The 24,391-nt window shown below is 52.3% G+C and carries 18 protein-coding genes and 1 pseudogene; 1 reads left to right on the forward strand and 18 read right to left on the reverse strand.

Going from position 1 to position 24,391, the window contains the following annotated elements:
* Positions 1-228 precede the first annotated feature (228 nt).
* Entirely contained in the window at positions 229-453 is a 225-nt protein-coding gene (locus tag ACYVH9_RS31225) for a transposase (protein WP_460640385.1), read from the reverse strand.
* Positions 454-669: 216 nt separating this feature from the next.
* On the opposite strand from ACYVH9_RS31225, the gene ACYVH9_RS31230 reads away from it, so the two are divergent.
* On the forward strand, positions 670-1,422 hold the full coding sequence (locus ACYVH9_RS31230; RefSeq protein ID WP_460640386.1) for a sulfite exporter TauE/SafE family protein: 753 nt from the start codon (positions 670-672) through the stop codon (positions 1,420-1,422).
* A gap of 758 nt (positions 1,423-2,180) precedes the next feature.
* On the opposite strand, the gene ACYVH9_RS31235 is transcribed toward ACYVH9_RS31230, so the two are convergent.
* The 17 genes and pseudogenes from ACYVH9_RS31235 to ACYVH9_RS31315 form a co-directional block, all read right to left on the reverse strand.
* Positions 2,181-3,851, reverse strand: a complete 1,671-nt coding sequence (locus tag ACYVH9_RS31235) for an arylsulfatase (RefSeq protein ID WP_460640387.1) — start codon at positions 3,849-3,851, stop codon at positions 2,181-2,183.
* 23 nt (positions 3,852-3,874) lie between these two features.
* Entirely contained in the window at positions 3,875-4,843 is a 969-nt protein-coding gene (locus ACYVH9_RS31240) for a mandelate racemase/muconate lactonizing enzyme family protein (protein WP_460640388.1), read from the reverse strand.
* A 29-nt stretch (positions 4,844-4,872) separates the two neighbouring features.
* Positions 4,873-4,983: a twin-arginine translocation signal domain-containing protein gene (locus ACYVH9_RS31245; RefSeq protein ID WP_460640389.1), complete on the reverse strand. Its 111-nt coding sequence runs from the start codon at positions 4,981-4,983 to the stop codon at positions 4,873-4,875.
* An 85-nt stretch (positions 4,984-5,068) separates the two neighbouring features.
* Positions 5,069-5,785: a thioredoxin domain-containing protein gene (locus ACYVH9_RS31250; RefSeq protein ID WP_460640390.1), complete on the reverse strand. Its 717-nt coding sequence runs from the start codon at positions 5,783-5,785 to the stop codon at positions 5,069-5,071.
* 25 nt (positions 5,786-5,810) lie between these two features.
* A complete protein-coding gene (locus tag ACYVH9_RS31255; RefSeq protein ID WP_460640391.1) occupies positions 5,811-6,869 on the reverse strand; it encodes a hypothetical protein in 1,059 nt (352 codons plus the stop codon).
* Positions 6,870-6,889: 20 nt separating this feature from the next.
* On the reverse strand, positions 6,890-8,590 hold the full coding sequence (locus ACYVH9_RS31260; protein WP_460640392.1) for an arylsulfatase: 1,701 nt from the start codon (positions 8,588-8,590) through the stop codon (positions 6,890-6,892).
* 20 nt (positions 8,591-8,610) lie between these two features.
* Positions 8,611-10,284: an arylsulfatase gene (locus tag ACYVH9_RS31265; protein ID WP_460640393.1), complete on the reverse strand. Its 1,674-nt coding sequence runs from the start codon at positions 10,282-10,284 to the stop codon at positions 8,611-8,613.
* 218 nt (positions 10,285-10,502) lie between these two features.
* Positions 10,503-10,901, reverse strand: coding sequence for a rhodanese-like domain-containing protein (locus tag ACYVH9_RS31270; protein WP_460640394.1), 399 nt, complete (start codon positions 10,899-10,901; stop codon positions 10,503-10,505).
* 12 nt (positions 10,902-10,913) lie between these two features.
* Positions 10,914-12,749 carry a sulfatase-like hydrolase/transferase gene (locus ACYVH9_RS31275; protein WP_460640395.1) on the reverse strand — a complete coding sequence of 612 codons (1,836 nt, stop codon included), beginning with the start codon at positions 12,747-12,749 and terminating at the stop codon, positions 10,914-10,916.
* 250 nt (positions 12,750-12,999) lie between these two features.
* On the reverse strand, positions 13,000-15,297 hold the full coding sequence (locus tag ACYVH9_RS31280; protein ID WP_460640396.1) for an arylsulfatase: 2,298 nt from the start codon (positions 15,295-15,297) through the stop codon (positions 13,000-13,002).
* 10 nt (positions 15,298-15,307) lie between these two features.
* Positions 15,308-16,750 (reverse strand): sulfatase-like hydrolase/transferase, encoded by a 1,443-nt coding sequence (locus tag ACYVH9_RS31285; RefSeq protein ID WP_460640397.1) that lies wholly within the window; start codon positions 16,748-16,750, stop codon positions 15,308-15,310.
* 85 nt (positions 16,751-16,835) lie between these two features.
* Positions 16,836-17,789, reverse strand: a complete 954-nt coding sequence (locus ACYVH9_RS31290; protein WP_460640398.1) for a sterol desaturase family protein — start codon at positions 17,787-17,789, stop codon at positions 16,836-16,838.
* Between the two features lie 4 nt (positions 17,790-17,793).
* Positions 17,794-17,988, reverse strand: coding sequence for a hypothetical protein (locus ACYVH9_RS31295; protein ID WP_460640399.1), 195 nt, complete (start codon positions 17,986-17,988; stop codon positions 17,794-17,796).
* Positions 17,989-18,000: 12 nt separating this feature from the next.
* The gene (locus tag ACYVH9_RS31300; RefSeq protein WP_460640400.1) at positions 18,001-18,156 is read right to left on the reverse strand and encodes a hypothetical protein; all 156 of its coding nucleotides are present in this window, start codon (positions 18,154-18,156) and stop codon (positions 18,001-18,003) included.
* A 79-nt stretch (positions 18,157-18,235) separates the two neighbouring features.
* A complete protein-coding gene (locus ACYVH9_RS31305; RefSeq protein WP_460640401.1) occupies positions 18,236-19,801 on the reverse strand; it encodes a RagB/SusD family nutrient uptake outer membrane protein in 1,566 nt (521 codons plus the stop codon).
* Between the two features lie 24 nt (positions 19,802-19,825).
* Positions 19,826-22,897 (reverse strand): SusC/RagA family TonB-linked outer membrane protein, encoded by a 3,072-nt coding sequence (locus ACYVH9_RS31310; protein WP_460640402.1) that lies wholly within the window; start codon positions 22,895-22,897, stop codon positions 19,826-19,828.
* A 989-nt stretch (positions 22,898-23,886) separates the two neighbouring features.
* Positions 23,887-24,106, reverse strand: a pseudogene (locus ACYVH9_RS31315) (integrase core domain-containing protein); the annotation flags it as partial.
* Between the last annotated feature and the right edge of the window lie 285 nt (positions 24,107-24,391).

Genomic DNA, 24,391 nt, shown 5'->3' on the forward strand with positions numbered 1-24,391 from the left:
GGAATACCGGTCTTCTGGGGTGAACGTTCGTCGTGATTTACTCATGATTTCCTAAATTAATGGACTAATCGCATCGGCGAACCGACTGTTTTTACAATTTTGTCCAACCATTTAGGGGGCTAAGACAATCACCATCTCAGGAATCAATCGCTGAGCGGCGCACCGTCTTTTTTAAATATTTCACGTTCTGTTTCCAACTGATTAATCCGCTGTAGCAGCCGCTTATTCTCAAGTAATGCCTCGGAAGCTTGACTCGAAGTGTAGTATTTTTCTTCCCCTTTCGGCCGTTGTTTCCACCGGTCCGCCGGCGCGGTTATAGATGAGTGCTTCACTGATGCCCAACGCCTGAGCTACATACGTTACGCTTTGCCCGTTGGCAATCATTTTCAGCATATCGGCCTTGAAGGCAGCATCGTATTTACGACGTTTTAGGAGGTTGTTTTTAGGCTGCATGTTCTTGCAAGTTAAGCAAGTTCACTGTGCCGATTTATTAGATCATCTCAAAGCATCCTGTGAATCCTTTTCCGTTTCACATTTAGAAGTGTCCTAAGAGAACCGATCACAAACAAGTAGTCTCAAACTTATGTGAATCCTTCTGCTACGCCGTGAGGGTGTCGTTCGTACTTTAGCGGGCGTATCACCGATTTTTCGACCTGGTTTGTTGGATCTATGAGTGACTACTTGCTTTTATTTGTTGTGGGCCTGCTGGCCGGAGCCATGAACGCGGCGGCGGGCGGAGGCTCGTTTATCACCTTCCCCGCCTTCGTCTTCGCCGGTGTGCCGCCTATTGAGGCCAATGCCTCCAGTACCGTTGCTTTATTTCCGGGTAGCTTAACCAGCGCTTGGAAATTCAAAGAATATATCTGTACCTTTCCCAGCGTTTCAATGCTGGCCATGATCCTGTTGACATTTCTAGGAGGATGTGCTGGGGCTTTGTTACTACTCTATACACCAGCCAACAATTTCAATCAGGTTGTCCCCTGGTTATTGCTAATTGGCTCGTTAGCGTTTGCCTTTGGAAGACATGCTGGCAATTGGCTGCGAGCCCGTATCCACATCGGCTCAGGCGTGGTTTTATTAAGTCAGTTTCTATTAGGCATCTATGGGGGCTACTTCGGCGGAGCGGTCGGAATTATGATGATGGCCGTTTGGTCGTTATTCGGGTTGTCGGACATCAAAGTCATCAATGCCAATAAAACCTTGTTTGTCGGCATCGCTAACGCGATTGCCGTTTTGCTGTTTATTGCAGCCAATAAAATATACTGGCTGCCCACGAGCATCATGCTGGTGGCTACGTCGGCTGGGGGGTACTGGGGCGCTCTTTACACGAAACGATTAGATCCTGAAAGGTTGCGTACGGGTATTATCGTATTTAATTTCTTGATTACGGCTGGTTTCTTTATCCGGATTTACCTTAGGTAGACTTTGCTTTGTGTTCATTTCAATTGGGCTAACCTTTTTCGACGAACTCCCTGTCCTCGACATAGTGCAACAAATGACCTCTTAGCTGGACTTTCGCATTAGCATGGGCTGCGTAATGCGAAAGTCCAGCTAAGGTGCTGTTCTGATTGTTGGCCAACTGAAAAGAGAGGACTTGCTTTAAGTGAACATGGCGAGTTATCGCCTGTTTGAACCCCTACTTTCTCTCTCTTTCTGTCAACCAAGATCGGATTTGTCCCCTTTCGCAACAACTCTGGCAAACATACGAGTACCCCTAGTATAGTCCTGATGAACTGGTGCAACGCGCAGCCGAATGGGTGGATTACTATAACCATCAGCGCTACCACGAATCGTTGAATAATGTTCGGCTTGCCGATGCGTATTGGGGTCGCCAAGATCAGTCTTGACTCAGCGAAAAAAAATTAAGCAGCGAACCATGCTGAAACGACGGGAAAGCGGCCCACCGCAGTGGTCATATTTTCCAGCGTCTACAAAGTTTTTAAAAGTATCTCTTTTCTTTTCACCCGGATCCGTCCACTTTAGGCTGACGACGTACACTGGGCTACCTTAGACCTGAACAATTTGAAAAGCAGTATTAACAGCTTTAATTCAAAACTTGCATAATAGACTGTCCTGCTAAACCGAAGCACCTCAGGTTTGCGTTTATAAGTGATAGATTGAGGCCTCCGACATCGCCACACCGAGCTGGTTGTTCAACCATTCAGGAACTCACAAAGTCATTAATCCGATGTTTTAAAGAAATTCCATTCTTTGCTGAAGTCGGCTTTCATCGTTCCCTTGGGAAATACATGGTGCGTCTTGGCCCAGTTGTTCCACTGCTGGTCAAGTTTTTCGACCAAGTCGGGGTAATCGGCGGCCCGGTTGTACCGCTCCGTCCGATCTGTTTCTAGATCATAAAGTTCCCAGTTCTGGCCAATGACTCCTACGGCTTTCCATTTGCCAAACCGGATAGCTCGGTGATGTTCGTGTTCCCAGTACATGTATTTATGTGGTTGACGGATGCCTGTGGTAAGGATCGGCAGAAGACTTTTTCCTTCGAGCGGGTGAATTTTCTGCCCCTTGACTTCAGTTGGATAAGTAGCACCACTGGCTTCAATAAATGTTGGCATAATGTCAATCAAATAGCCCGGAGCGGTCGAAATCTTACCGCTGCGATCTTTCATCCCCGCCGGATAATGGACAATTAGCGGAGTCGCGATGCCACCTTCGTAGGAAACGTGCTTAAACCCTTTGAAAGGGGTGTTCGAGGCATTAGCCCACACTCCGCCGTAGGAGATAGCCCCCCCTTTGGCAGGATCGTTAATATCACTGAGAGCACCGCCACCCAAAACGCCACCTTCCTGGCAGGCGCCGTTGTCGGAAAGAAATACGAGCAGGGTGTTATCAAGTTGACGAGTCTTGGTCAGGTAATCAACAAGTTTACCGATATTTTGGTCCATTCGAGACACCTGCGCGGCATAGACCGCCATGCGATAATCCATTTCACGCTGTTTGGCAGTATCCTGCTCAGCCCAGTCTGGGTAAATTTCTGGACGTGCTGATAGTTCCCATCCCTCTGCGGCAATGCCTTCGTTCACTTGTTTCCGAAAACGCTGCGCCCGGATGCTGTCCCAACCCTGCCGGTACTTACCCCGGAAACGTTCAATGTCTTCGTTCAGCGCGTGTAGCGGCCAATGGGGCGAGGTGAAGGCTAAGTACAGAAAGAATGGCTGCTGGTCTTTCTGGTCTTTCAAAAAGGAAAGAGCATAGTCTGTAAAAGCATCGGTGGTGTAAAATGGCTGGCTTACTTTTTCAATTGGCTCGTTGTCGAGCCAGATGCCGCGTGGCTGGATGGGATCAAGGTAGCTACTCGCGCCGGCCAGCAGGCCGTAATAGCGGTCGAAGCCGCGTTGACGGGGCCACAGGCCGGGTGTACTGGAACCCAAATGCCATTTTCCGGCCATGTAAGTATGGTACCCGGCTGATTTGAGCACTTCGGCCAGAGTGACGCAGTTTCGGTTGATTTCGCCCCGGTAGCCGTAAACGCCGTAGTCATAATTAATGCGGTTGTTGGGTTCTTTGGTCATGTGGCCGATGCCCGCCTGATGTTGAAACAGACCGGTCATGAGAGACGCTCGGGTAGGACAACAGCGGGCCGCGTTGTAAAACTGGGTAAACCGGACCCCTTGGCTGGCTATTTTATCCAGATTTGGAGTAGGAATTTCGGAGCCGTAGCACCCCAGATCGGAGTAGCCCATATCGTCAGCCATGATGAGTACGATGTTGGGCCGGTCGGGGGCCTGCGCCGATAGGGGCGGATGCGTGCCTTTTCGATAGACAAACCCAATGAACAGTACGCCAATCAGCGTCAGCATCAGGGGAATGAAATGGGGATTCTGGAAGTGTTTCATGCAAAAATTTAAAGAGAAGGAGATTATTGGACATGCCGGCTTAGAACGGAATGATTCAGGGTGTAGCCTAGTCCCGGACCGGTGGGCACGGGCAGGTAACCGTCCCGGAATTCCTCGGCGGGGTTGATCAACTCCGCGCGCCAGGGCACCTCGCCGTAGGCAAATTCCAGGATCGAAAAGTTGGGCATTCCGGCACACACCTGCACGCTGGCTGCCGTCGAAATCGGGCCGCTGGGATTGTGGGGTGATACCTGGATGCCGCCACTGAACTCGGCCAGGGCCGCAATGAACCGGCATTCCAGCAAACCCCCGCAGTGTTTAACGTCGGGCATGATGATGTCGAGGGCCTTGTTCTGAATGAGCGCAGCAAAACCCTCCCGCCCAAAAATAGCTTCCCCGCCCGCTACGGGCTGCTGAATGGCTTCCGTGATGGCTTTGGTATCCTCCGGCTGGGTTTGCGGGTCAACGGCTTCTTCAAACCAGTAGAGATTGGCCTTTTCCAGCCGCCGGGCCGTTTCAATCGCCAGGGCGCGGTTTAAATGGCTGTGCACATCGATCAACAAATCGACTTCAGAACCAATGGTTTGCCGAACGGCTTCCGTGCAGGCAATGGCGTAGGCCAAGTCGGCTTCGATCTGTTCCGGCGACGCGGTTTTCAGCGGCTTCATGTCGTCGAAAGGAGCCAGCTTGACGGCTTTAAAACCGCTTTTTAGCGCCCCTTCCGCGTTTTTCTGAAACGAAGCAATCAGCCGCCGACCGTTGGCATCCCGTTCGTTGGTGGCGCGGTTGATGTTGGCGTATACTTTGATGGTATCCCGGATTTTACCCCCGAATAAGCTGTAGGTCGGCACGTCCAGCGCCTTACCCGCCAGATCCCAGAGGGCCTGCTCGATGCCGCTGAACGCGGTGATGGCCGTTTTTCCACCCGTCCGCGCCCGGAGCAAACCGCGTTGCCGGAATTGCTCCACAACAAAGGGCGTTTCGCCCTTCACCAGGTTGAAAAAAGCGGACAGCTCGGCTTTTAACCGGGTTTCTCCACCCGTGTCCGAAACAGTAAAGCCGTGGGGCGCGCGGCCGTCAGGGCGGTGGCTTTCAGAAAATTTCGCCGGGAAAATGGTGTTTTTGGAGACATTCCAGTCAGTTTGTTAGGAAAATGTGCACCACCCTCGCTATCCGTCGGTAGAAAAGGTGGTGCGTTTAGGGTAAGAAAACAGCCGTTAGAGCGATTCGGCAATGGTGGCCTGGATTTCGGTTTTGGGCGTTACGCCTACTTTTTTCCAGATCGCCTGATCCCCTTTGTACAACACCAGCGTCGGCAGAGCACTGATGCCCAGTTCTTTTACCAATGCCTTGTTTTCATAGGCTTCAATGCGAATAACTTTCACATTGGACGCCTGTTCCTTTTCGACTTCATCGACAATCGGAGCCAGTTTTTTGCACGAACCGCAGTAGCGCGAGCCAAAATCCACCAGCACCAGCTTGTCGGATTTCAGCTGTGCCTGGTAATCCGCCAGCGACAGGCCGTTGCCCACCGTCGACACCACCGGCCGTCCCGAACCGATCCACTTGCTGAGGCCGCCGGGTAGCTCGGTTACATCGACGAACCCGGCTTCCCGCAGCCGTTTGGCCAGTTGCCCGCTCCGGCCGTTGCCGATCGAATAGATGAAGACCGGGTTCTCTTTGTTCAGCTTCTGGGTTTTCTTCAGAAAATCACCGTCGTTGGCCACGTTGAAGCTCACGGCTCCTTTCAGGTGGTTTTGTTCGTATTCTTCCTCCGAGCGGGCATCCAGAATCTGGGCGCGGCTGCCGGCCTGGGCCAGCTTCGCTTCAAACGCATCGAACGTGGGCAGGGAGCGGGGTTCGCCTGTCTGGGCGTGTAGGCTCACCGAAGTAAGCAAAATCAGGCTGAGAAATAATAATATTCTGGTTTTCATAAGCGTATATGGTTTGACATGGAAATTATTTGCTTCGAGAAGGCTGGCGGGTCGGGGGCTGCGGGTCGACATACAGGCGGCCGATGGCAATGGCGTTTTCGCCCGCGGCCGAATAGAGCAGGTACCAGGTTCCGTTTTCTTCAAAAACGTACGGGTCGCGCAACTCCCGGACTTTGCCGTAGTAGAGACCAATTTTGGAGGTGGTCAGTGGCAGATTGCCTCCTTCGTAATCGGTTTCGGGCTGGGCTACCTCCTGGGGCGGGGTGGGTGTCCAGCTGGTCCAGTCGTCGGTCAGCCTGATCTTGGTGAGCAGAATCCGCTCGGGCGTATCACCGACGCGGCTGTAAAATACCCACAGCGTGTCGTCCACCAGCTTGACCGCCGAATGCCGGAGGGAGTTGGGTTTTTGGATTTTGGCAAACGGATTGGGACCTTTCTCAAATTCGGTCTTGCCGTCTTTGGAGCGGTAAATGGCACTCGACCGGCCAATGGCGTAGTACGTGTTTTTCCACTGAAAAACCCGGAAGTAGGATTCACCCAGAACGGCCGTATCGGCCTGATAATGGATGCCGTCTTTCGTGGTTGCCCGGAGCGTGTACTGCCCCTTTTGCCCCTTGTGTTCCAGCGGACAGTGGAAATAAAGAATCAGTTGCTTTTGCTGCTCATCAATGTGGACATCGGGTGAGGCCACGTGCGTGACGCCGTCGCCCGCGTTTTCGGCGCCCTCGTGCCGGACGCTTTCGGTGGCCGGGAACGGCGCGTCGTTGCAGCGGCAATCGGTGATCTGGAGCGTGCCGGGTTTGTAAATTTTCCAGGGACCGCGAAGATCGTCGGCGTAGGCCAGCCGAATATACTTGCCTTTGTGGTGCGCAAAGTACAGGTAATACTTGCCGAGCTTGTTGGGCAGCCAGTCGGGTGCCTTGATGAGCGAGGGACCGTTAATGTCGTCGCCCTCCAGCTTCGGCAGCATACCGGCGGAGATAATCGGATTGCTGGCAAACCGTTCCAGGGTAATTTTTTGCGCATTTGTTCTATTGACTAACAAGAGAAATAGCGCTAATGTGTACAGAACCAGTCGTTTCATAGCGGCAATGGGGTTAGTGCTTAAAAATTCCGGCTGCCTACGGACGGTTTCTTCGGCGTGGGCAACAGCGGTTGCTGCGGTTTGATTTTGTCGTAATCCACCACGTCGGTGCGTTTAGCCCAGTCGAAGTACAGGACCGACAGCGCATCCACGACCGTAGGGTTCTGCGCAGCTACGTTCTTCGTCTCTCCGCGGTCGGTGTCCAGGTCGTAGAGTTCCCACTGGTAGCTGGGGTAAATAGACACCAGCTTCCACTTGCCCCGGCGGATGGCCCGGTTGCCCGCCCATTCCCAGAAAAGCGGCCGTTGTGCGTCCAACGGTTTTTCGTTGAACAGCAGATTCGCCAGACTCACACCCGGCAGCGGGTTGGTGGTTGTTCCCCCGTGTGTAGTGGGGTAGGACGCTCCGGCCACTTCGTAGAGGGTGGGGGCAATGTCGATCAGGTGGCCGGTGCCTTTTTCCAGCCGACCCGGCTTGATTTTCCCGGGAAACCAGGCGATGAACGGTGAGCTGATGCCGCCCTCGTAGGAGAACGCCTTGAACGCCCGAAAGGGTGCGTTGGAAACATACGCCCAGTTTTTTCCCTGTGACTCAAACGAGCCCGCCGTCCCGCCCGGCCCGCTGTTTCGACCGGCTTTGGATCCCCAGTGCGCTACATCCTCGGCCGGTGCGCCGTTGTCTGAAATGAAGATGATCAGCGTGTTGTCGTCTTTTTTGAGTTCTTTCAGCTTGGCCAGGATTTTACCGATGCCCTGGTCGGCGCGGTCGAGCATGGCGGCATAGACTTCCATTTTAGCTTTCCAGAGGGTCTTCTCGTCGTAGGTCAGGGCGTCCCAGTCCGGAATGTCGGCATCACGGACGGCGGCTGCGTCGGCCTGCTTTTGGGTAATGATACCGAGTTTGACCTGCCGGTCCAGCCGCTGCTTCCGGATGTCGTCCCAACCCGCGTCATACTTGCCCCGGTATTTGGCAATGTCTTCCGGCAAGGCTTGGAGCGGCCAGTGCGGAGCGGTGTATGCTAAGTAGAGAAAAAACGGTCGGGCCGCGTTCGGTTTGGCTTCCTTGCTCTGCTCGTCGAGGTACGTCAGGGCGTGGGTGGTAATCTCGTCGGTGAAATAGTAGGAATTGGGTTTGGGGTGCTGGCGCTGATTGCCTTCCAGAATTACCACCGGGGAGTTACGGCCCGTCGGCATGGGACCCGCATCGAAGTAGTTGGAACCCCCGCCCAGAATGCCGTAAAACCGGTCGAAGCCGCGTTGTTTGGGCCACACGAGGCTGTCGTTCCCGACGTGCCATTTACCCGAAAGCAACGTACTGTACCCCGCGTTTTTCAGCACTTCACCGAACGTCAGTGACTCTTTGTTGAGATACCCCTGGTAGGCCGGTAAGCCCAGATTGACGTTGAAATACCCGATGCCGGCTTTGTGCGGATACTGGCCCGTGATGAGCGACGCCCGGGTTGGTGCGCAAATGGCGTTGTTGTAAAATTCCCGCAGCCGCAGCCCTTCGCTGGCCAGCCGGTCCAGATTCGGCGTCTGAATCTCCGAGCCGTACGAACCCAGATCGGAATAGCCCATGTCGTCCACCATAACCAGAATGATGTTGGGCCGCACTCGTCCCGGCGCGGTATTCGCTTTCTTCGTTTGAGCCTGTCCCGGCGCGTTGGATGCGCAGAGGATCGAAAGAGCTAACAGGGATTGCTTTATGAATGTACGTTTCATGTTCTGTTTTTCATCAAGAATTATTCGCCCCGGTTGGTTGCCGGACGGGCGGGAGCGGCTCCTCCCGGATTAGCACCGGAACCACCCTGGCCGAGGGGGCGCAGCTTTTCGTAGGGTTCAACGTCGGTTCGTTTCGCCCACGCTTCATACTCCGCGTTCAGCGTTTTGACGATGTCGGGGTGCTGGGCGGCTACGTCGGTGGTTTCGCCCCGGTCGGTTTCGAGGTTAAACAACTGCCATTTGTTCTGCGGGAAAATGGAGACGATTTTCCAGGGACCTTTGCGCACAGCCCGGTTGCCCGCCCGTTCCCAGAAAAGCGCCCGGTCGGCGGGTAGCTCCGTTTGCTGAAACAGCAGGTTGGTCAGGCTCACACCCGGCAGCGGATTGGTTTTCACGCCTTTGAACGTCTGGGGGTAAGCCGCGCCCGCCAGTTCGTAGAAGGTCGGAGCCAGGTCAATGAGGTGGCCGGTCCCTTTGGCCAGCGTGCCGCCCTTAATCCGTTTCGGAAACCAGGCGATGAAGGGTGAACTGATGCCCCCTTCGTAGGGCGTGGCTTTGTAGTTGCGGAAAGGCGTATTGGAAACGTAGGCCCAGTTTTGTTCCTGGTAATCATACGAGCCCGCCGAGCCAATCGGTCCCGAACTGCGGGGGCGTTTGCGGCCGGTGGGGATTAGCCCGCCCTGCGCACCATTGTCCGAAATCAGCACGATGAGCGTGTTGTCGGCCTTGTTGAGTCGCCGTAATTCGGCCAGCACGCGGGCCAGATTCTGGTCCACCCGGTCCACCATGGCCGCGTAAACTTCCATTTTCCGTTGCCAGAGCTGCTGTTCGTCGTAGGTCAGGCTTTGCCAGTCCACCACTTCCGGGTCTTGCTCGGCGATGGATTGTTTCGGGTCGGCGATGCCCAGCTTAATCTGTTTCGCCAGCCGTTCTTTCCGGAGCGAATCCCAGCCAATGGCGTAGCGGTCTTTGTACTTGGCGATGTCTTCGGCCGGGGCCTGGAGGGGCCAGTGCGGAGCGTTGTAGGCCAGATACAGGAAAAAGGGTTTATCCTTCGACTCGTTGATGTACGAAATGGCGTGGTTGGTGATTTCGTCGGTCAGGTATTTGCCCGGCTCCAGGTTGATCCGTTTGTTGTTCTCAACCAACTCGACGGGCGGCACCTTGTCCTTGTACGGACTGATGTCGTAGAAGTTGCTGGCGCCCCCGATGAAGCCGTAGAACCGGTCGAAGCCGCGCTGGTTGGGCCAGTACAGACTATCGTTCCCAACGTGCCATTTACCCGACAGGTAGGTGTTGTACCCCGCGTTTTTCAGCACCTCGCCGAACGTCAGCGACTCCTTGTTCAGCCAGCCCTGGTAGGCCGGTAGCCCTAGATTGACGTTGAAATACCCAACCCCGGCTTTGTGGTGGTACTGGCCCGTAATGAGCGACGCCCGCGTGGGTGCACAGATCGAGTTGTTGTAAAACTCCCGCAGCCGCAGCCCTTCGGCCGCCAGTTTGTCAATGGTAGGGGTTTTGATTTCGGAGCCGTAAGCCCCAAAGTCCGAGTAGCCCAGATCATCTACCATAACTAGGATGATGTTGGGTTTATTGGCGGCCTGGCCCGATGTCCGTTTTTTGGGCTGCGCAACCGAGGGATTGACGAGCAATGTCGCCAGCGCCAAGCTGGTAAGAAAACGTTTCTGTATCATCATCTGTGTAATCAAATTTTTCGATCCAGCCCGTGTATAAGATTGTACAAAAAAGGCAGTTCTAGTGGTTCTAAAGGCTGATCGTTGCTGGGCTACGGCATTGTTTAGCCAACCGAACAGGACTCGTAGAAACGCTACCAATTGGCTCCAATGGGGCAGTTTAGTGCGCATATGCTTTGCTGTTTTTTTATAGGAAGCGCCAATCATTGCCTTTCACATCATGGCTGTGGGGTAGCAGGCAGCCCGGCCTTTTGCAGCTCAACAAATCCTCCGATGTTGTATGGGGCTTTGAACCCCAACGTTTGCAGCGTGTCCACTGCTTTACCGCTGCGGTTTCCCGAGCGGCAATACAGGTAAATCGGCTTGCTTTTGTCCAGTTGGCGTATTTGTTCTTTAAAATCGGCCGCTTTAAAATCGATGTTTCTGGCGTAAGTCAGGTGCCCTTCCCGATACTCTTCCGGCGTTCGGACATCCACCAGGTACGCTTCCCCGTCTTTTACCTCCTTGAAGATGCCTTCCGGTGCCTTCTGCGCGAAACTTCGTACTCCTTTGTTGTCCTGCGCCGATGCCGCGACGACCAAAAGAAGCGTCACTAAGAATGATAAGAATGTCTTCATGGTATTAGCGCGTTATTGACCAATGGCATCCAGCAGCGTTTGGGCCGCCCGAACGTCGTAAAAATCATTGATCGGATTGTTTATGGGTGTTTTCGCGATGATTTCTTTGGCAAGTGCCGACGCCGGAGCGGCATCCTTGCCGAAGGCTTGCAAGACGCTCAGGGCCTGAAGCCGAACCGGGCGGCTGGCATCGTTCAGCGCTTTCTTAAGAGCGGCAATCGGTTGTTCTTTCTCTCCGAGTTGATAAAGCGCTTCGGCAGCCGCAATCTGCACGGTGGCGTTGGGGTCCTGAAGCAATTTGCGAAGCGGTTCTTTTGCTTCCGCCGGTTTCAAAACTGTGCAACCAGTAGCCGCCCAATACCGTACCACCGGATCCGCATCAGTCAGTCGTCTGATCAATTCTTTGGCGTCCGCCGGGTTGCGGGAAGAGGCCAGCGTGGCGGTTTCGATCACGTGTTCGGCCTTGTATTTTCCCGTACGGGCGTAATCAAACAAAGGCGTCTGGCGGGCGATGCTGGACAAAATGGCCTCCGGAATAAAGCCTACATCCCGGCTTTCGCGGAGCCACTGGTCGTTGGCTCTGCGCAAACGGGTTAATTCTTTGGCATACTTCGGATCGGTCGCCAGGTTTTGAATGTTGTCCGGATCGTTATCTACATCGTAGAGTTCTTCGGCGGGTTTGGGTTGCCAGAACCGCGCTTGCACCTCGCTCAACCGACCAGCTTTGTATTCAGTTTCCCAGGATTTGACGGAAGGCGCTTTCCACAGATATTCCAGATGCTGACCATACGGTTTGTGAGGCAGATAATTGCGGATATACCGGTATTTTTTGTCCCGCACCGACCGCGAAAGATCAATGGCTTCGTCCATGCGCCCCCGGAAACCGTAGGCATACGTACGCTCTGGTTTTTGCTGAGTGCCCAGAAAAGCCTGTCCCTGCATGTAGTCAGGAACCGGGATGCCGGCCAGGCTCAGCACCGTGGGTGCAAAATCCACAAACGTCACCAGCTGATCGGTTTGCGAACCGGCCCGGGCTTTCGCCAGATGCGCCCACTTTTGCGGCAAATGCACCACCAGCGGCACGTGGAGCCCCGATTCGTACATAAACCGTTTGCTGCGGCCCAGCACCCCGCCATTGTCGGCATAATAAAAGACAATGGTATTCTCCGCCAGACCGGCCTCTTTTAATTCAGTCAGGAGTTGGCCAAACTGCCGGTCCATTTCTTCCACCTTATCGTAATACTGCGCCCAGTCGCGTTTGAACTCGGGGGTTACCGGGTGGTAGGGCGGCAGAGGCACTTTCTCCGGATCGTGGTGCAGACTGGCTGCGGGCTGGTGAATGGAGCTTTCGTGCGATACATTGAGATTGAAAACCGCAAAGAACGGTTGCCCCGGTTTACGGTTTTTGTAGGTCGCCGAGTTGCTCGACTCATCCCAAGCATCGGGTTGGTCGTCGGTATTGTAATCCTTCTTTGCGTTATTGGTGGTGTAATATCCGGCTTCCCGCAGGTATTTTGGAAAGAACCTGACAAACGCTGGCACAGGATAGGTACTGCGCATGTGCTCGGTACCCAACGAGGGGGGATACATCCCCGTAATCAGCGTGTTCCGCGAGGGGGCGCAGACTGGAGCCGTTGAAAACGCATTGCTGTACAGGATACCTTCTTTGGCAAACCGGTCGATGTTAGGCGTGGTGGCAAAGGCATTGCCGTAACAACCGATTAACGAGGTATTGTTGTCTTCGCTGACGATCCAAAGAATATTCGGACGGTTGGCGGGCGTCTGGGCGTTGCTCCAGAGAGTGGGCAGCGCTAGCAGGCAAAAAAGCAGACTCTTTCCTAAATTCATAAAGTACCTGATGCTTATTGAGTTAGTCAATACCGTTTTACGGGCTGAATCGGCAACGGCAGAGTATTCCGGTTCGTCACCACCCTTCCTGAAGTCGGGCTTGGGATGGTGTTCGATGTCTTCATGTCTCGGCGGGCTAGGTCTTGGTTAACGGATGGGTATCCAATGAAAAATAAGGTGATACGGCTTTTCATTTTGTTTGGGGCATAGCCTACAAACCAGTTCATAAGTCGGTAGGTACGTTAGGTCATTATTTATCAGTTTTCAGATACGATTGCTGGCGAGCGTCAAAATCAATGGTAATCGTGTTAATGGTGCCGGTAAAGGCAAAGGGGACTTTATAGTCGGCACTCACCGGCGTCAGGTCATCGAATCCCACGTTCACACCTTCGTGTGAATATAGATTACCCAGTGTCCGCTCAATGGAGCGCTCGCCAATTTGGGCCGCGTTGGCGTACAGAATAAGTTGCCCCTGGCCGTTTTGCTGATAAATTACGTCGGCTCGGAGTCGTGCGGCACCCGTCGGCAGGGCGGTATTATTCGAACTGACGGTATACGTTGTACCATCATTGACTGTATAGGCCAGGTGCAGCTTCCTATCTTTCAAGAAAAAGCTGAGCCCACCGGCGCGGCCACCCCGCGATAGCAAAACACCTTCCGCTCCGCTTTCCGGAATCACTACGTCAGCCGTCAGGCCGAACGACTTTTTAATGGCAAACGGGCTAGCAATATCCGGAATGGTTGATTGACCTGGGTACAGCACCACTTTGTTCCGCTCTTTATAAGCATTGGGCAACTCAAACGGGACGGTTTCGTCTTTGAGGGGAAAGACATTGTATTTGGCCGCTTCGCTGTCGAACAACGCTCGCAGTTCTTTTAGTTTAGCCGGGTTTTGTGCAGCCAGGTTGTTACGTTCGTTAAAATCATCGTTGAGGTTATACAATTCCCACACATCCTGTTCAAACGGCTGGCCTTTGACGTGGAGTGTGGCTGCTTTCCAGCCGTCTTTATAGATGGAGCGGCTGCCCTTGATTTCGTAGTACTGTATCGTATGCCGGTCTTTGGCCTTCGCTTCATTGAAGCTGTAGGCCAGGCTAGTGCCTTCCACGGCAGCCTGTTTATAACCATTGATGCTTTCCGGAATCCGGGCTGTTACCAGTTCCAGGGTTGTTGGCAGTACATCGATAACGTGGCCGTATTGCGTCCGGATTCCACCTTTTTCCTTGATGCCTTTGGGGTAGTGAACAATCAAGGGGTTGCGCGTGCCGCCCTCGGCGTTGGCGTCCTGCTTCCACTGTCGGAAGGGCGTGTTGGTTGCTGCGGCCCACCCCAGCGGGTAATTGGCTTTGGCAAATTCCGTCCCGATCAGGTCGAAGTTTTCCAGGTTTTTTTTCAGGCGAAGTTCGTCAGGAAATTCGGTGCCATTGTTATGAATGGTTCCTACCAGGGAACCTTCCTTGCTGGCGCCATTATCGCCTACCGATACAAAGATGAGCGTATTATCCAGTTGATTAATTTCTTTCAGGTAAGTAATCACCCGGCCAATTTCGTGGTCAGTATACGAAATGAAACCAGCGTAAACTTCCATAAACCGGGTAAAGAGCCTCTTTTCATCCGCCGGCAGGCTCTCCCAGGTTTTGATTCCGGGGTTGCGCGGGGGCAGAACGGTATTCTTCGGGACTACGCCCAGTCTGATCTGATTGGCCAGCACCCGTTCGCGGTACTGATCCCAGCCACCGTCAAACTGGCCCTTGTATTGATCTGACCATTCTTTTGCAACCTGGTGCGGAGCGTGCCCGGCACCGGTGGCCAGATACAGGAAAAACGGTTTGTCGGGGGCCGACGATTTCTGACCGGCGATGTACTGGATGGCGCGGTTGGCCAGCAATTCATTCAGGTGTTTGCCGTCCTGCTGGTCTTTGACCCGGGAAATGCCTTCCCACAGTTCAGGGTGCCACTGGTCGGTGCTGCCCCGCGACGGAAATCCGTAGAACTGTTCAAAACCCCGGCCCGTTGGCCAGCGGTTGAACGGTCCGGCGGGGGTCAGATCGGTGAGGGGAGTAATGTGCCATTTTCCCAGTGCAAATGTGTTGTAGCCGTTTTCTTTCAGAATTTCAGCAATGGTAGCTTTCTCAAACGGAATCTGGGCGTCGTAGCCCGGCGTACCAATGGCGGTTTCAGGGAAGAACCCCATATGGACCGAATGCTGGTTGCGGCCCGTCAGCAAGGCCGCCCGCGTAGGCGCACAAATGGCGGTGGTGTGAAAATTCGTATACCGAAGGCCGTTGAAAGCCAGCTCATCCAGATGAGGGGTCCGAATCAGGCCACCAAAGGAGCTAATCGTTCCAAAACCGATGTCATCCAGTAAGATCCAGACGACGTTAGGCGCACCCTGTGATGCTTTGGGGGGGGCTGGCCACCACTGGTTGGTTTCACCCACGGTTTTGCCGAGTAAGCCTTTGTAGGGTTGCGTGGGCGTATGCTGAGCCTGGCTGGCCTGCGTCAGGGTCAGCAGTGCAAGGGTAGCCGCAAAGGCTATTGTTTTCATGATCGTTTCGTCAGGGTTGGCGGCCCCAGTCGGGTTTACTGAGGTCCAAGAAATCGTGATAGGTTTTCATTTCGCGCGCTAGCCGGGCTTCCAGTTCCTGCTTTTTTTGCCGGAAAGCCGGATCGTCGGCCAGGTTTCTGGTTTCGTACGGATCCTGGTTTAAATCAAACAACTGGGTGGTTTGCTGTTGGTTGACGTTGTATTTAATCAGTTTCCAGTTGTCGATGGTGCGTACGGCCCGCTGAAAATCGCGGTACGCATAATAAACCGCTTCCCGACCCTGTTTCTTACTTCCTGTCAGATACGGATACAGACTCTGGCTTTCAACCGTTGGTGGAACCGGTAACCCGAGAGCTTCTGTGATCGTCGGAAAAATGTCAGCGATATAGACGAGGGCATCAACTCGCCGGTTTTTTGGCAGAGTCGGATGGCTGATAATCAGGGGGACGCGCATGCTGTGTTCATACAGATTCTGCTTCCCCAGCAAACCATGACTACCCACCGCCAACCCGTTGTCTCCGGCAAAAACAACCAGGGTGTTTGAGGTTAAGGCGTTCTTGTCCAGCACTTCCAGGATACGGCCAATCTGAGCATCCAGTTCTGAAATCATGCCGTAGTACAGCGCCAGCTCTTCCTTGGCTTGCTCTTCCGTCAATGGTCTTGGGAGTAATTTTTCATCCCGCACGGTCAGCTCACCGTTATCGAACGAATGCTGCGGCCGAAAATTAGGCAGTAGCTTAATTTGTGCTTTGGGATACTGTTTGCGGTAACTTTCCGGCGGAGTTCGCGGGTCGTGGGGCGAGGTGAAAGCGACATAACAATAAAACGGTTTTGAATCCTTATGCTGGTGATTCAGGAACCGGATGGCTTCGTTGGCGTAAAGCTCTGATGAGTACGTGTTGGCGTTTTGGTTGGGTTCTTTGAACTGACCGGATGGGTCATATTTTACGAACTGCGGTTGTTCCTGGCCACCTTTCTCCGGAAAATGCATACCTCCGAAAAACAGAGCAGCTCCGTCCTCATAGCTGCGGGAAAAGGCTGCTTTGTCGTTATGCCACTTGCCAATGGCGTAGGTAGAATAGCCCTTGGTCCGCAGGTATTCGGGCAACGTGGTGTGGTCTGGCGGAATCACGTCACCGGCTTTTTGCAAGCTGTGTAAATACCGTCCCGTGTGCAGCATCGCCCGGCTGGGCACACACAAGGCGCCATGCAGTCCGCCCATCGTCTGCGCCCTCGTGAAAGCTACCCCCTTTTGCACGAGCCGGTCAAGATTGGGTGTTTGAATGGCTTCATTTCCCAGGGCGTGAATGGTATTGTACCGTTGATCATCGGAATACAGCACCAACACGTTCAACGGTTTTGACTGGCCAAAAGCCGGGGCCAGCCAACCGCTGAATCCAACGAGGAGTCCATAAATGGCACACGTTCGGATTGAGTGCCGCTGACTACGCATTGATCGGAAGCCAAGCAACAGCATTATTTTTTTTAGATTGGAAACAGAAAGCATTTTCAGCGCTGAAAGACGACAGGGGTTGGGGTTAGATTACCTTTAGTTCAGGTTCAATGGCGGTCAGGCCTGGCGAACTTAACGGGGGCTCAGCCACCAAAGGAGTTTGAATTTTACCAGATTCTTCCTGAACCATCGGTCCACCGTGTGCCAGTTCGCTGCCTTCTTTTTTTGATTTCAGGAGAGGCCACGCCAGCTGCGCATACCATTCTTCCTGCTGGTAATGTGAAATACCGTAAGATTTTGGATACTGACGGGTAATCAGACCCGTACCGAAAATGACGTCCCACAGAAAAAACATGTTACCGAAGTTTCCTTTGTAGTGTCCAACGCCATCGTCGGTCGTATCCGCGTGGTGGGCGTGGTGGGTAGCCGGGGTTGAGATAAGCCGTTCGAGTACCCAGGCTACCGGATGGAGCCACTTGTTGTCGTAGAACGGTTTATCCCAGGGAATGCTCGAGTGCGCCAGCGTGGTAATGATCGACTTGATGCCCCGAACAAACAAGGCCGGGTATCCCAATCCCAAATAAACCAGTATTGCCGTCAGGTAAGTCTGTGAGAAAAACAGCGTATAAATGATATTCTGCCGACTCGCCATCGCCATGCCCATGTATGGAGCGGAATGGTGCGTCCGGTGAAACCGCCACAGAAAGGGTACTTCGTGGTGCAGCCGATGATACCAATACTGCGTCAGGTCGTCGGCCACGGCAATGATGGCGAAACCCCACCAGAACGGAACCCAGTCGAATGCACCTTTAAAATCGGTGAGGATAAACGGCAGAAACTTCAGGCTGAAATACGTTACCACGGGCCGGATGATCAGCTTTGGAAGCGTAAAGCAGGCAATATCGAGCAATTTTTCGTTTTTGTCCCAGTGCTTGTTATACAGCCCAAAAGAAAACTCAACAATGCCAATCAGCAGGACCAGTGCGGGCAGACCCCAGGTGCTCAGATTCCGGAAAACTTCTTCAAAAAAATGAATCATGGTTTTAACGGTTTAACGGTTTTGCGGTTTTGGTGACAGGATTTGCTTGGGGTGCTTTTTGACGGGCTTTTTCTTTCCAGGGCCGTTGTCCGGTTATAAAAAACGTGGCAAACATAAGCAACACCGGCAGGGCATAGAGAAATACGCTAAGCAGGGCATTCCGAATGATGCGCCGGGCGATTCGGGGTTCCATTTGCATACGGGCAGCAGTTTAAGGGTGATGATTGACCACGGGAGTCGGGGGTGATGGACTGAGTAGGGTCTGCGTCAGGCGCAGGCCCCAGAACAAAATCAGAAAAGGAATCAGCGTAACCAGAATGCCCACGGCAATCTTTTTCGCCAGCAGGATAAGGTCTGATCGGGTCATAGCGGTAAAGTTTTTTTGATTTTCGTTTTGATCAGTAGCCCATCAAATTCCCGAACGGCATTGATGGAACAAGTAGTTGTTACCAGCCCGGATTCTGCGTCAGCAGGTGGTTGTTGTCAATTTCTGACTGCGGAATCGGGTACAGACGATTTTTGTCGGTCGCATTGGTTTTGCCAACTTTATGCAGATTCCGAACGAATGTGCTGTTACCGCTGGCGTCCTTCTGCCGAATCAGGTCGAACCAGCGCTGGTATTCAAAAACCAGCTCCAGCCGCCGATCCAGGTACACGGCTTCCCGAAACTGGTCTTTGGTCAGACCCGGAGACAAATTCGGCAGACCGGCCCGGTTGCGCACCCGGTTGAGCGATCGGTAGGCTTTGGCCGTTGGGCCATTAGCTTCGTTTTCGGCTTCGGCGTGGATCAGCAATAGCTCCGCATAGCGCAAAATGGGCACATTGGCCGCCGATTCGCTGGTAACAGATAACGAGTTGGGGTCCCACCATTTATTGAAGAAGGGCGTCGAGTCATTCGGTATCGACGAATTGGTAATTGGCAGAGCGTATTGACGGCCATTGGTCGGGCTGATGAAGCTGGTGACAAACGTGACGCGTTTACGCTTGTCAGTGGGCTGATACATTTTGTAAATGCTGTAAAACTTATCGTTGCCATCCGTGTAAAACCGTACCATATGGGCGTAGTTGCCGGGCAGTCCGGGAATGGATGATAGAATCGAACGCGGATTTTCGTTATTGCCCTGATTGAGCGAATTGGACTTAAACTGGGCCGAGAAAATATGTTCTACGCCGTTTTTGGTTGCTGGTCGGAACGCATCAGCGTAATTGGTAAACAGGTTATAGCCGTACGTGCCGGTTCCGCCATCGGCGGGAGCAAGGACTTCCTCGGCTAATTTGACGGCATCCTGATAGTGGGAGCTGATATTGAGCGGCAGCGAAGCCTTGGTCAGGTACACTTTCGCCAGCAGGGCTTTTGCCGCTCCGGCTGTAGCCCGGCCAGCGTCCGGTGAACCATAAGACGCGGGTAAAACGCTGGCGGCTTCGGTCAGGTCCTTCTCAATTTGGGCATAAACTTCCGTCGATGGTGATTTGGTAATGGCGTAATCTGAGGCAGAAACGTATTTTTGGTACTGGGTAATCAGCGGAACGTCGCCGTACAAACGCACCAGATTAAAGTAATACAGAGCCCGCAGGAACTTGGCTTCGCCCAGCAGCCGGGCTTTTAGCGTTGCATCGAAGTCAATGGACGGAATTTTTTCCAGGGCCACATTGGTTTTCTTGATGGCTGCGTAATGCTGCTGCCAGATTTCATAAACCCGGAGGTTGGTGGATGAGTGGGCCAGCACCGACAGCGACCGCACGTCAGGATTGGTAGCACCCGGCCCCGGATCCTCGTCATCCCCGGCCATGTTCATCCCGGTATTGAAGAGGGTGTTGTAAGGCGTTTGAACGGAGCTGCCGCCCGAATTGAGGAAAAAATAAACCGCATTGACCGCAATGATGGCGTCAGTCTGCGTTTTGTAAAACTGCTCTTCCGACTGAAATGCTTCCGGGCTTTCTTTCAGAAATTCGGTGCAGGAGGCCGTCGCCAGAAAAAGCAGGGAAAAGGCGGTATATTTTAAGATTTTCATTGTCGATTACTTTATTTTTTTCAATTAAAAGGTCAGCGAAATTCCGGCCTGATAGGATTTATTATTGGGGTAGACACCGGAATCCACGCCCTTATTAATCAGTGACTGTCCGTTGAGGCTCACTTCTGGATCGTAGCCGGTATATTTGGTCCAAGTCGCGGCATTTTGAGCTGATACGTAGATGCGAAGGTTGGTGATTCGGGCTTTAGCCAGTACACTTTTGGGGATTGAGTAGCCCAGCGAGACATTTTTCAGCCGCACGTAGCTGCCATCTTCAATAAAGCGATCAGAGATGGTGATGGCCGGGTCCTGGTAAGCTGCTTTCACATCGGTATTTGTATTAGTGGGTGTCCAGCGGTTCAGCAGCTCCCTCAATGCGTTGGTATAACCCGTTCCCAACTCCAGATTAGCGCGGTTCTCGTTGTATATTTTCCCGCCGAAAGTGCCCTGAAAAAACACCATCAGGTCGAAACCTTTATAGCTAAAAGTATTGGTCAAGCCGGTTGTGAATCCCGGTTGGTTGGCAATGACCACCCGATCGCCGGCTTGCGTAATGATGCCGTCGCCGTTGATGTCTTTGTACTTCTGGCCGCCCGGACTTTTGTTCGCCTGGGGCGTCAGCGCCACATCACCGTTCTGAATGACACCGTCGGTCTGGTATACAATGAACGATCCGAGCGGGTAGCCTACTTTGGCAATGGATGGCGCGGAAATAACTGGAATGATCTGGTCTACGCCATCGCCAAGGCTTAGAATTTTATTGGTATTTCTGGAATAAACAAGAATAGTATTCCATTTGAACGCGCCCGTCAGGTTGCGGGAATTGACGTACAATTCAATTCCTTTGTTGGAAACGGCGCCAATATTCTGATAAATCGTCGAGGCCTGTCCCCCGTAAAAATTCGATAGTCCGGATGTACCTGGAACCGTACGCGAAAGCAGGAGGTCGGTTGTCTTTTTATAATAGTAATCGGCTACCAGCTGGATGCGGTTGTTGAGCAGACCCAGATCGACTCCAGCGTCAATCTGGAACGTTTTTTCCCAGCCTAGAGCGGGGTTCGGAACGGTGTTGGGTGCAAAGCCAGAAACTGTCGTATTGGAAAAATTATACCGGAAATAAGTGAGTTGCGACAGCGACTGGTACGGGGGAATGTTCTGATTACCTGTCAGACCGGCACTTAGCCGGACCTTCAACAGGCTGACGTGCTGCACATCCTTAAAGAATGATTCGTTGTTGACGTTCCAGCCGAACGCAGCGGAGGGAAAATAACCCCATTTGTTGCCTGCACCGAAGCGAGAAGAACCGTCAGCCCGCAGGGTCAGCGTCAGCAGATACCGGTCGTCATAAGCATAGTTTACCCGGCCCAGATACGATGCCAGCGCCCACTTGGTGGCAAACGAGTTGGGTGTTCGGTTGGTAATGCCGGTTCCTAAGTTGTTGTAAGAGAATGCATCGGTAGCAAAGCCGGCGGCTTCGGCCACGGCTCCTTTGGAGTCGGACTGTTGGGCTGTAAAACCGATGATGGCGTCAATTTTATTCTTGGCGTCAAGTTCCCGTGTGTAACTCAGTGTGTTTTCATTCAGCCAGTTGGTTGTAAAAGCCGATCCTACCTGAGCAAGTCCCTGGAGGTTTTGTCCCTCAGCGGTAGAGATGGGCAAATATCGATTTTGCTTATTATCGACCACATCGGCCCCGAACAGAACTTTGGCAATTAAACCGTCGGTAATGGTATAATCGGCCGAGATGTTACCCAGAAACCGGTTTGTGCGGGTTTCGTTCAACTGGTTATAGAGGGAATTGATCGGATTTTGCAGACTGGACTCAAACGGGCTGTTGACAACGAACGAACCATCTTCCCGGTAAATAGGCAATGCGGGGGGAGTCAGTAACAGGTTGCCTACAATGGCCGCCGGAGCCACATCGGCCTTACTCGTACTGCCGGTGATGTTGGCACTCAGCCGGAGTTTTTTGCTGTAATCGTGAATGAGGTTGACGCGGGCTGAAAATCGGTTGAAGCCCGTATTGTGCAAAATACCCTGCTGATTGAAGTAATTACCGGAAAGCGCCAGTCGGGTTTTGTCCGAACCCGACAAGATCGAGAGGCTATGGCTCTGGATTGGTGCTTCTCGAAAGGCTGCTGCCTGCCAGTCCGTACCGGCTCCACTGGTATCGAGGGAGTATCCGATGGTAGAAGGAATGGTTACACTTTTGCCCGAATTACGGGCCGCGTCCCTGCGTAATTGCCACCATTCACCCGCATTGAGCACCGGAACGGTACGGATAACGCTCTGCAGGCCGTAAAAACCGTCGTAGGTAATGGACGATTTGCCCTTGGAAGCATTTTTAGTGGTAATGATCACCACGCCATTGGCTCCCCGTGAACCGTAGATGGCTGTTGCCGAAGCATCTTTCAGGACATCAATCGATTCAATATCGGCGGTGTTGATGGTCGACAGCGGATTGATTTTCGAACCGTTGGTTACCCCAGCATCGTTGAGTGTATAATCGTTGTTGATTGGAAAACCATCGATGACATAGAGCGGATCGCTGCCCGCCGTAATGGAGTTGTTACCCCGGATCTGGACGCTGACTCCACCGCCCGGCTGTCCGGAAGTTTGCGTAACGACGGCCCCGGCTACGGCTCCCTGTAGCAAACGCTCAGCGGAAGCCACCGGCTGCATTTTTACCTCCGCCGGAATGGAGGCAATCGATCCCGTAATATCACTCCGCTTCTGCGTACCGTAGCCCACAACGACTAGCTCACTGAGCTGGCTGGCGCTTTCAACGAGTTGAATATCAATGGTATTTGTTGCAGCAACGACCTCCTGAGAAACATAGCCAATGTAATTGACGATCAGGACAAAGGGAAGTTTCTGACCGGTTTTGAGCGCAAATTTTCCTTCGGCATCGGTAATGGCGCCATTAGTCGTTCCTTTGATTTGAATGGAAGTACCAGGGAGAGGTTCTTTCGTTTTGGAGTCAATGACTCTTCCCGAAAGTGTCGCATTGATCGTAGGGCCGGAACCCTGTGCCGAAAGGTCGAATGAATGGAATAAAATGCCCAGACATAGTACTACAAATAAACTTTTTTTCATTTTTTTGTACTGGTTAAATAAAAACAGGGTATTGAGCCAGTCGCTGAAACGGCTGCTCGAGTCATTTGCCAAAGTGAGCTTTGTTTTTAACCAGCCAGCCCTGTTGCCGCAGGGCTGGCTTTTTTGTTTTTCAAGTGGAGCTAAAGTTGAATATGATAGATAAAATTAAATTGGTTCGTAAACTCGGTGGTAGCCAGAATCAGCCTCTCTGGCTTTCCGGATCCCCTTTTCTTTCCCGTTATAAAACGGTTGACGCTCATGCGCGAGGGTGTTTTACTGCCTGAGTCTTCGCAAAGAGCAACGTTTTTTGACCATTCTTCCCTTTGTCTATTTTGAGCATTGCTTCACCCAAGACCAATAAGGAGTTTACTACAGCCTTCCAATCATGAGGGGTTGTATAACAATTAATCTTTTAGTTTCTTGTATTTCATAATCTATAGATTTTGTAGTTTAAACTTTCAAAAGTTTAATTTCCAGTTACTGTTAGATGCATAGACGATTTTTACTTTCATTCAGGTTACGAAAGAGCAAACCGGGTACAACTAATCAGACTATAGAAGATGTAATTAGAAACGTCAACAAATTCGATTGATCAATCAGTTAGCAACAACAAAAAATGTCGTTTGCACACAAGGGGAGGGGAAAAAAAGCATTCATTCCATCAAAAGGATGATTATAGGACGAATGAGAAGTCAACTGATTTTTCATTTGCAGAAATGAAATACATTACCAGAAACATTCAATAAAATAGATTGTCTACTAAGTCGCGAGGCAAAGTAATGTAAATAGAATATCAAATACAAGAGATTGAATTCTTTTGTTAGGGGTTTAAAGGAATTGTCAATTGCATTAAGGCGTTTTGATAATTAGATTAGTGAAGTGGGGCGGTTTATTGGCACTGACTGTTGACTTGTGATCTTGGCCCAAATTCCGGACACTGGTTAATTTGCGGATCGGACGTTCTTGACCTTAGCCCAAATCTTGGACAGTCAAAACTGGAGAATCGGGCTTGTATTTTCCTTCTTTTTTACCCGCATTCCGACTTCATTCGGAGTTAGATTTCCCAGCGAACTATGTGGCCGGAAGCTATTATATTCCTGTCGCCAAGCCTCGATCTTTTCTTGGGCATCATCCAAAGATAAAAACCACCGGGTCGCCGGTGCGATGAGCATTCAAACACTCATCGCGAAAACTCCCATTGAAAGACTGCGCGGGCGGCCCCGTTAAACTCGGCAGTGTACTTTCGTTTGGGGCGTTGGGTTTGGTTCATGCCGGGCCGCCGTAGCTGTACACGAAGTTAATTAAGTTTTGTGTCCGGATATTTAGGACCATATCAGCCCTCTTTTTACCGTTGTTGAAATAGATTTTGACCTTGACCCAAATCTTGGACAGCCAAAGCTAGAAAATCAGGCTTTCTTTTTCTTTAATTTTCTTCCCCTTTCCCACCTCGTCAGGCGTCAGGTTTCCTAACGAACTGTGCGGGCGGTATGAGTT

The sequence above is a fragment of the Larkinella harenae genome (genome assembly GCF_054780515.1).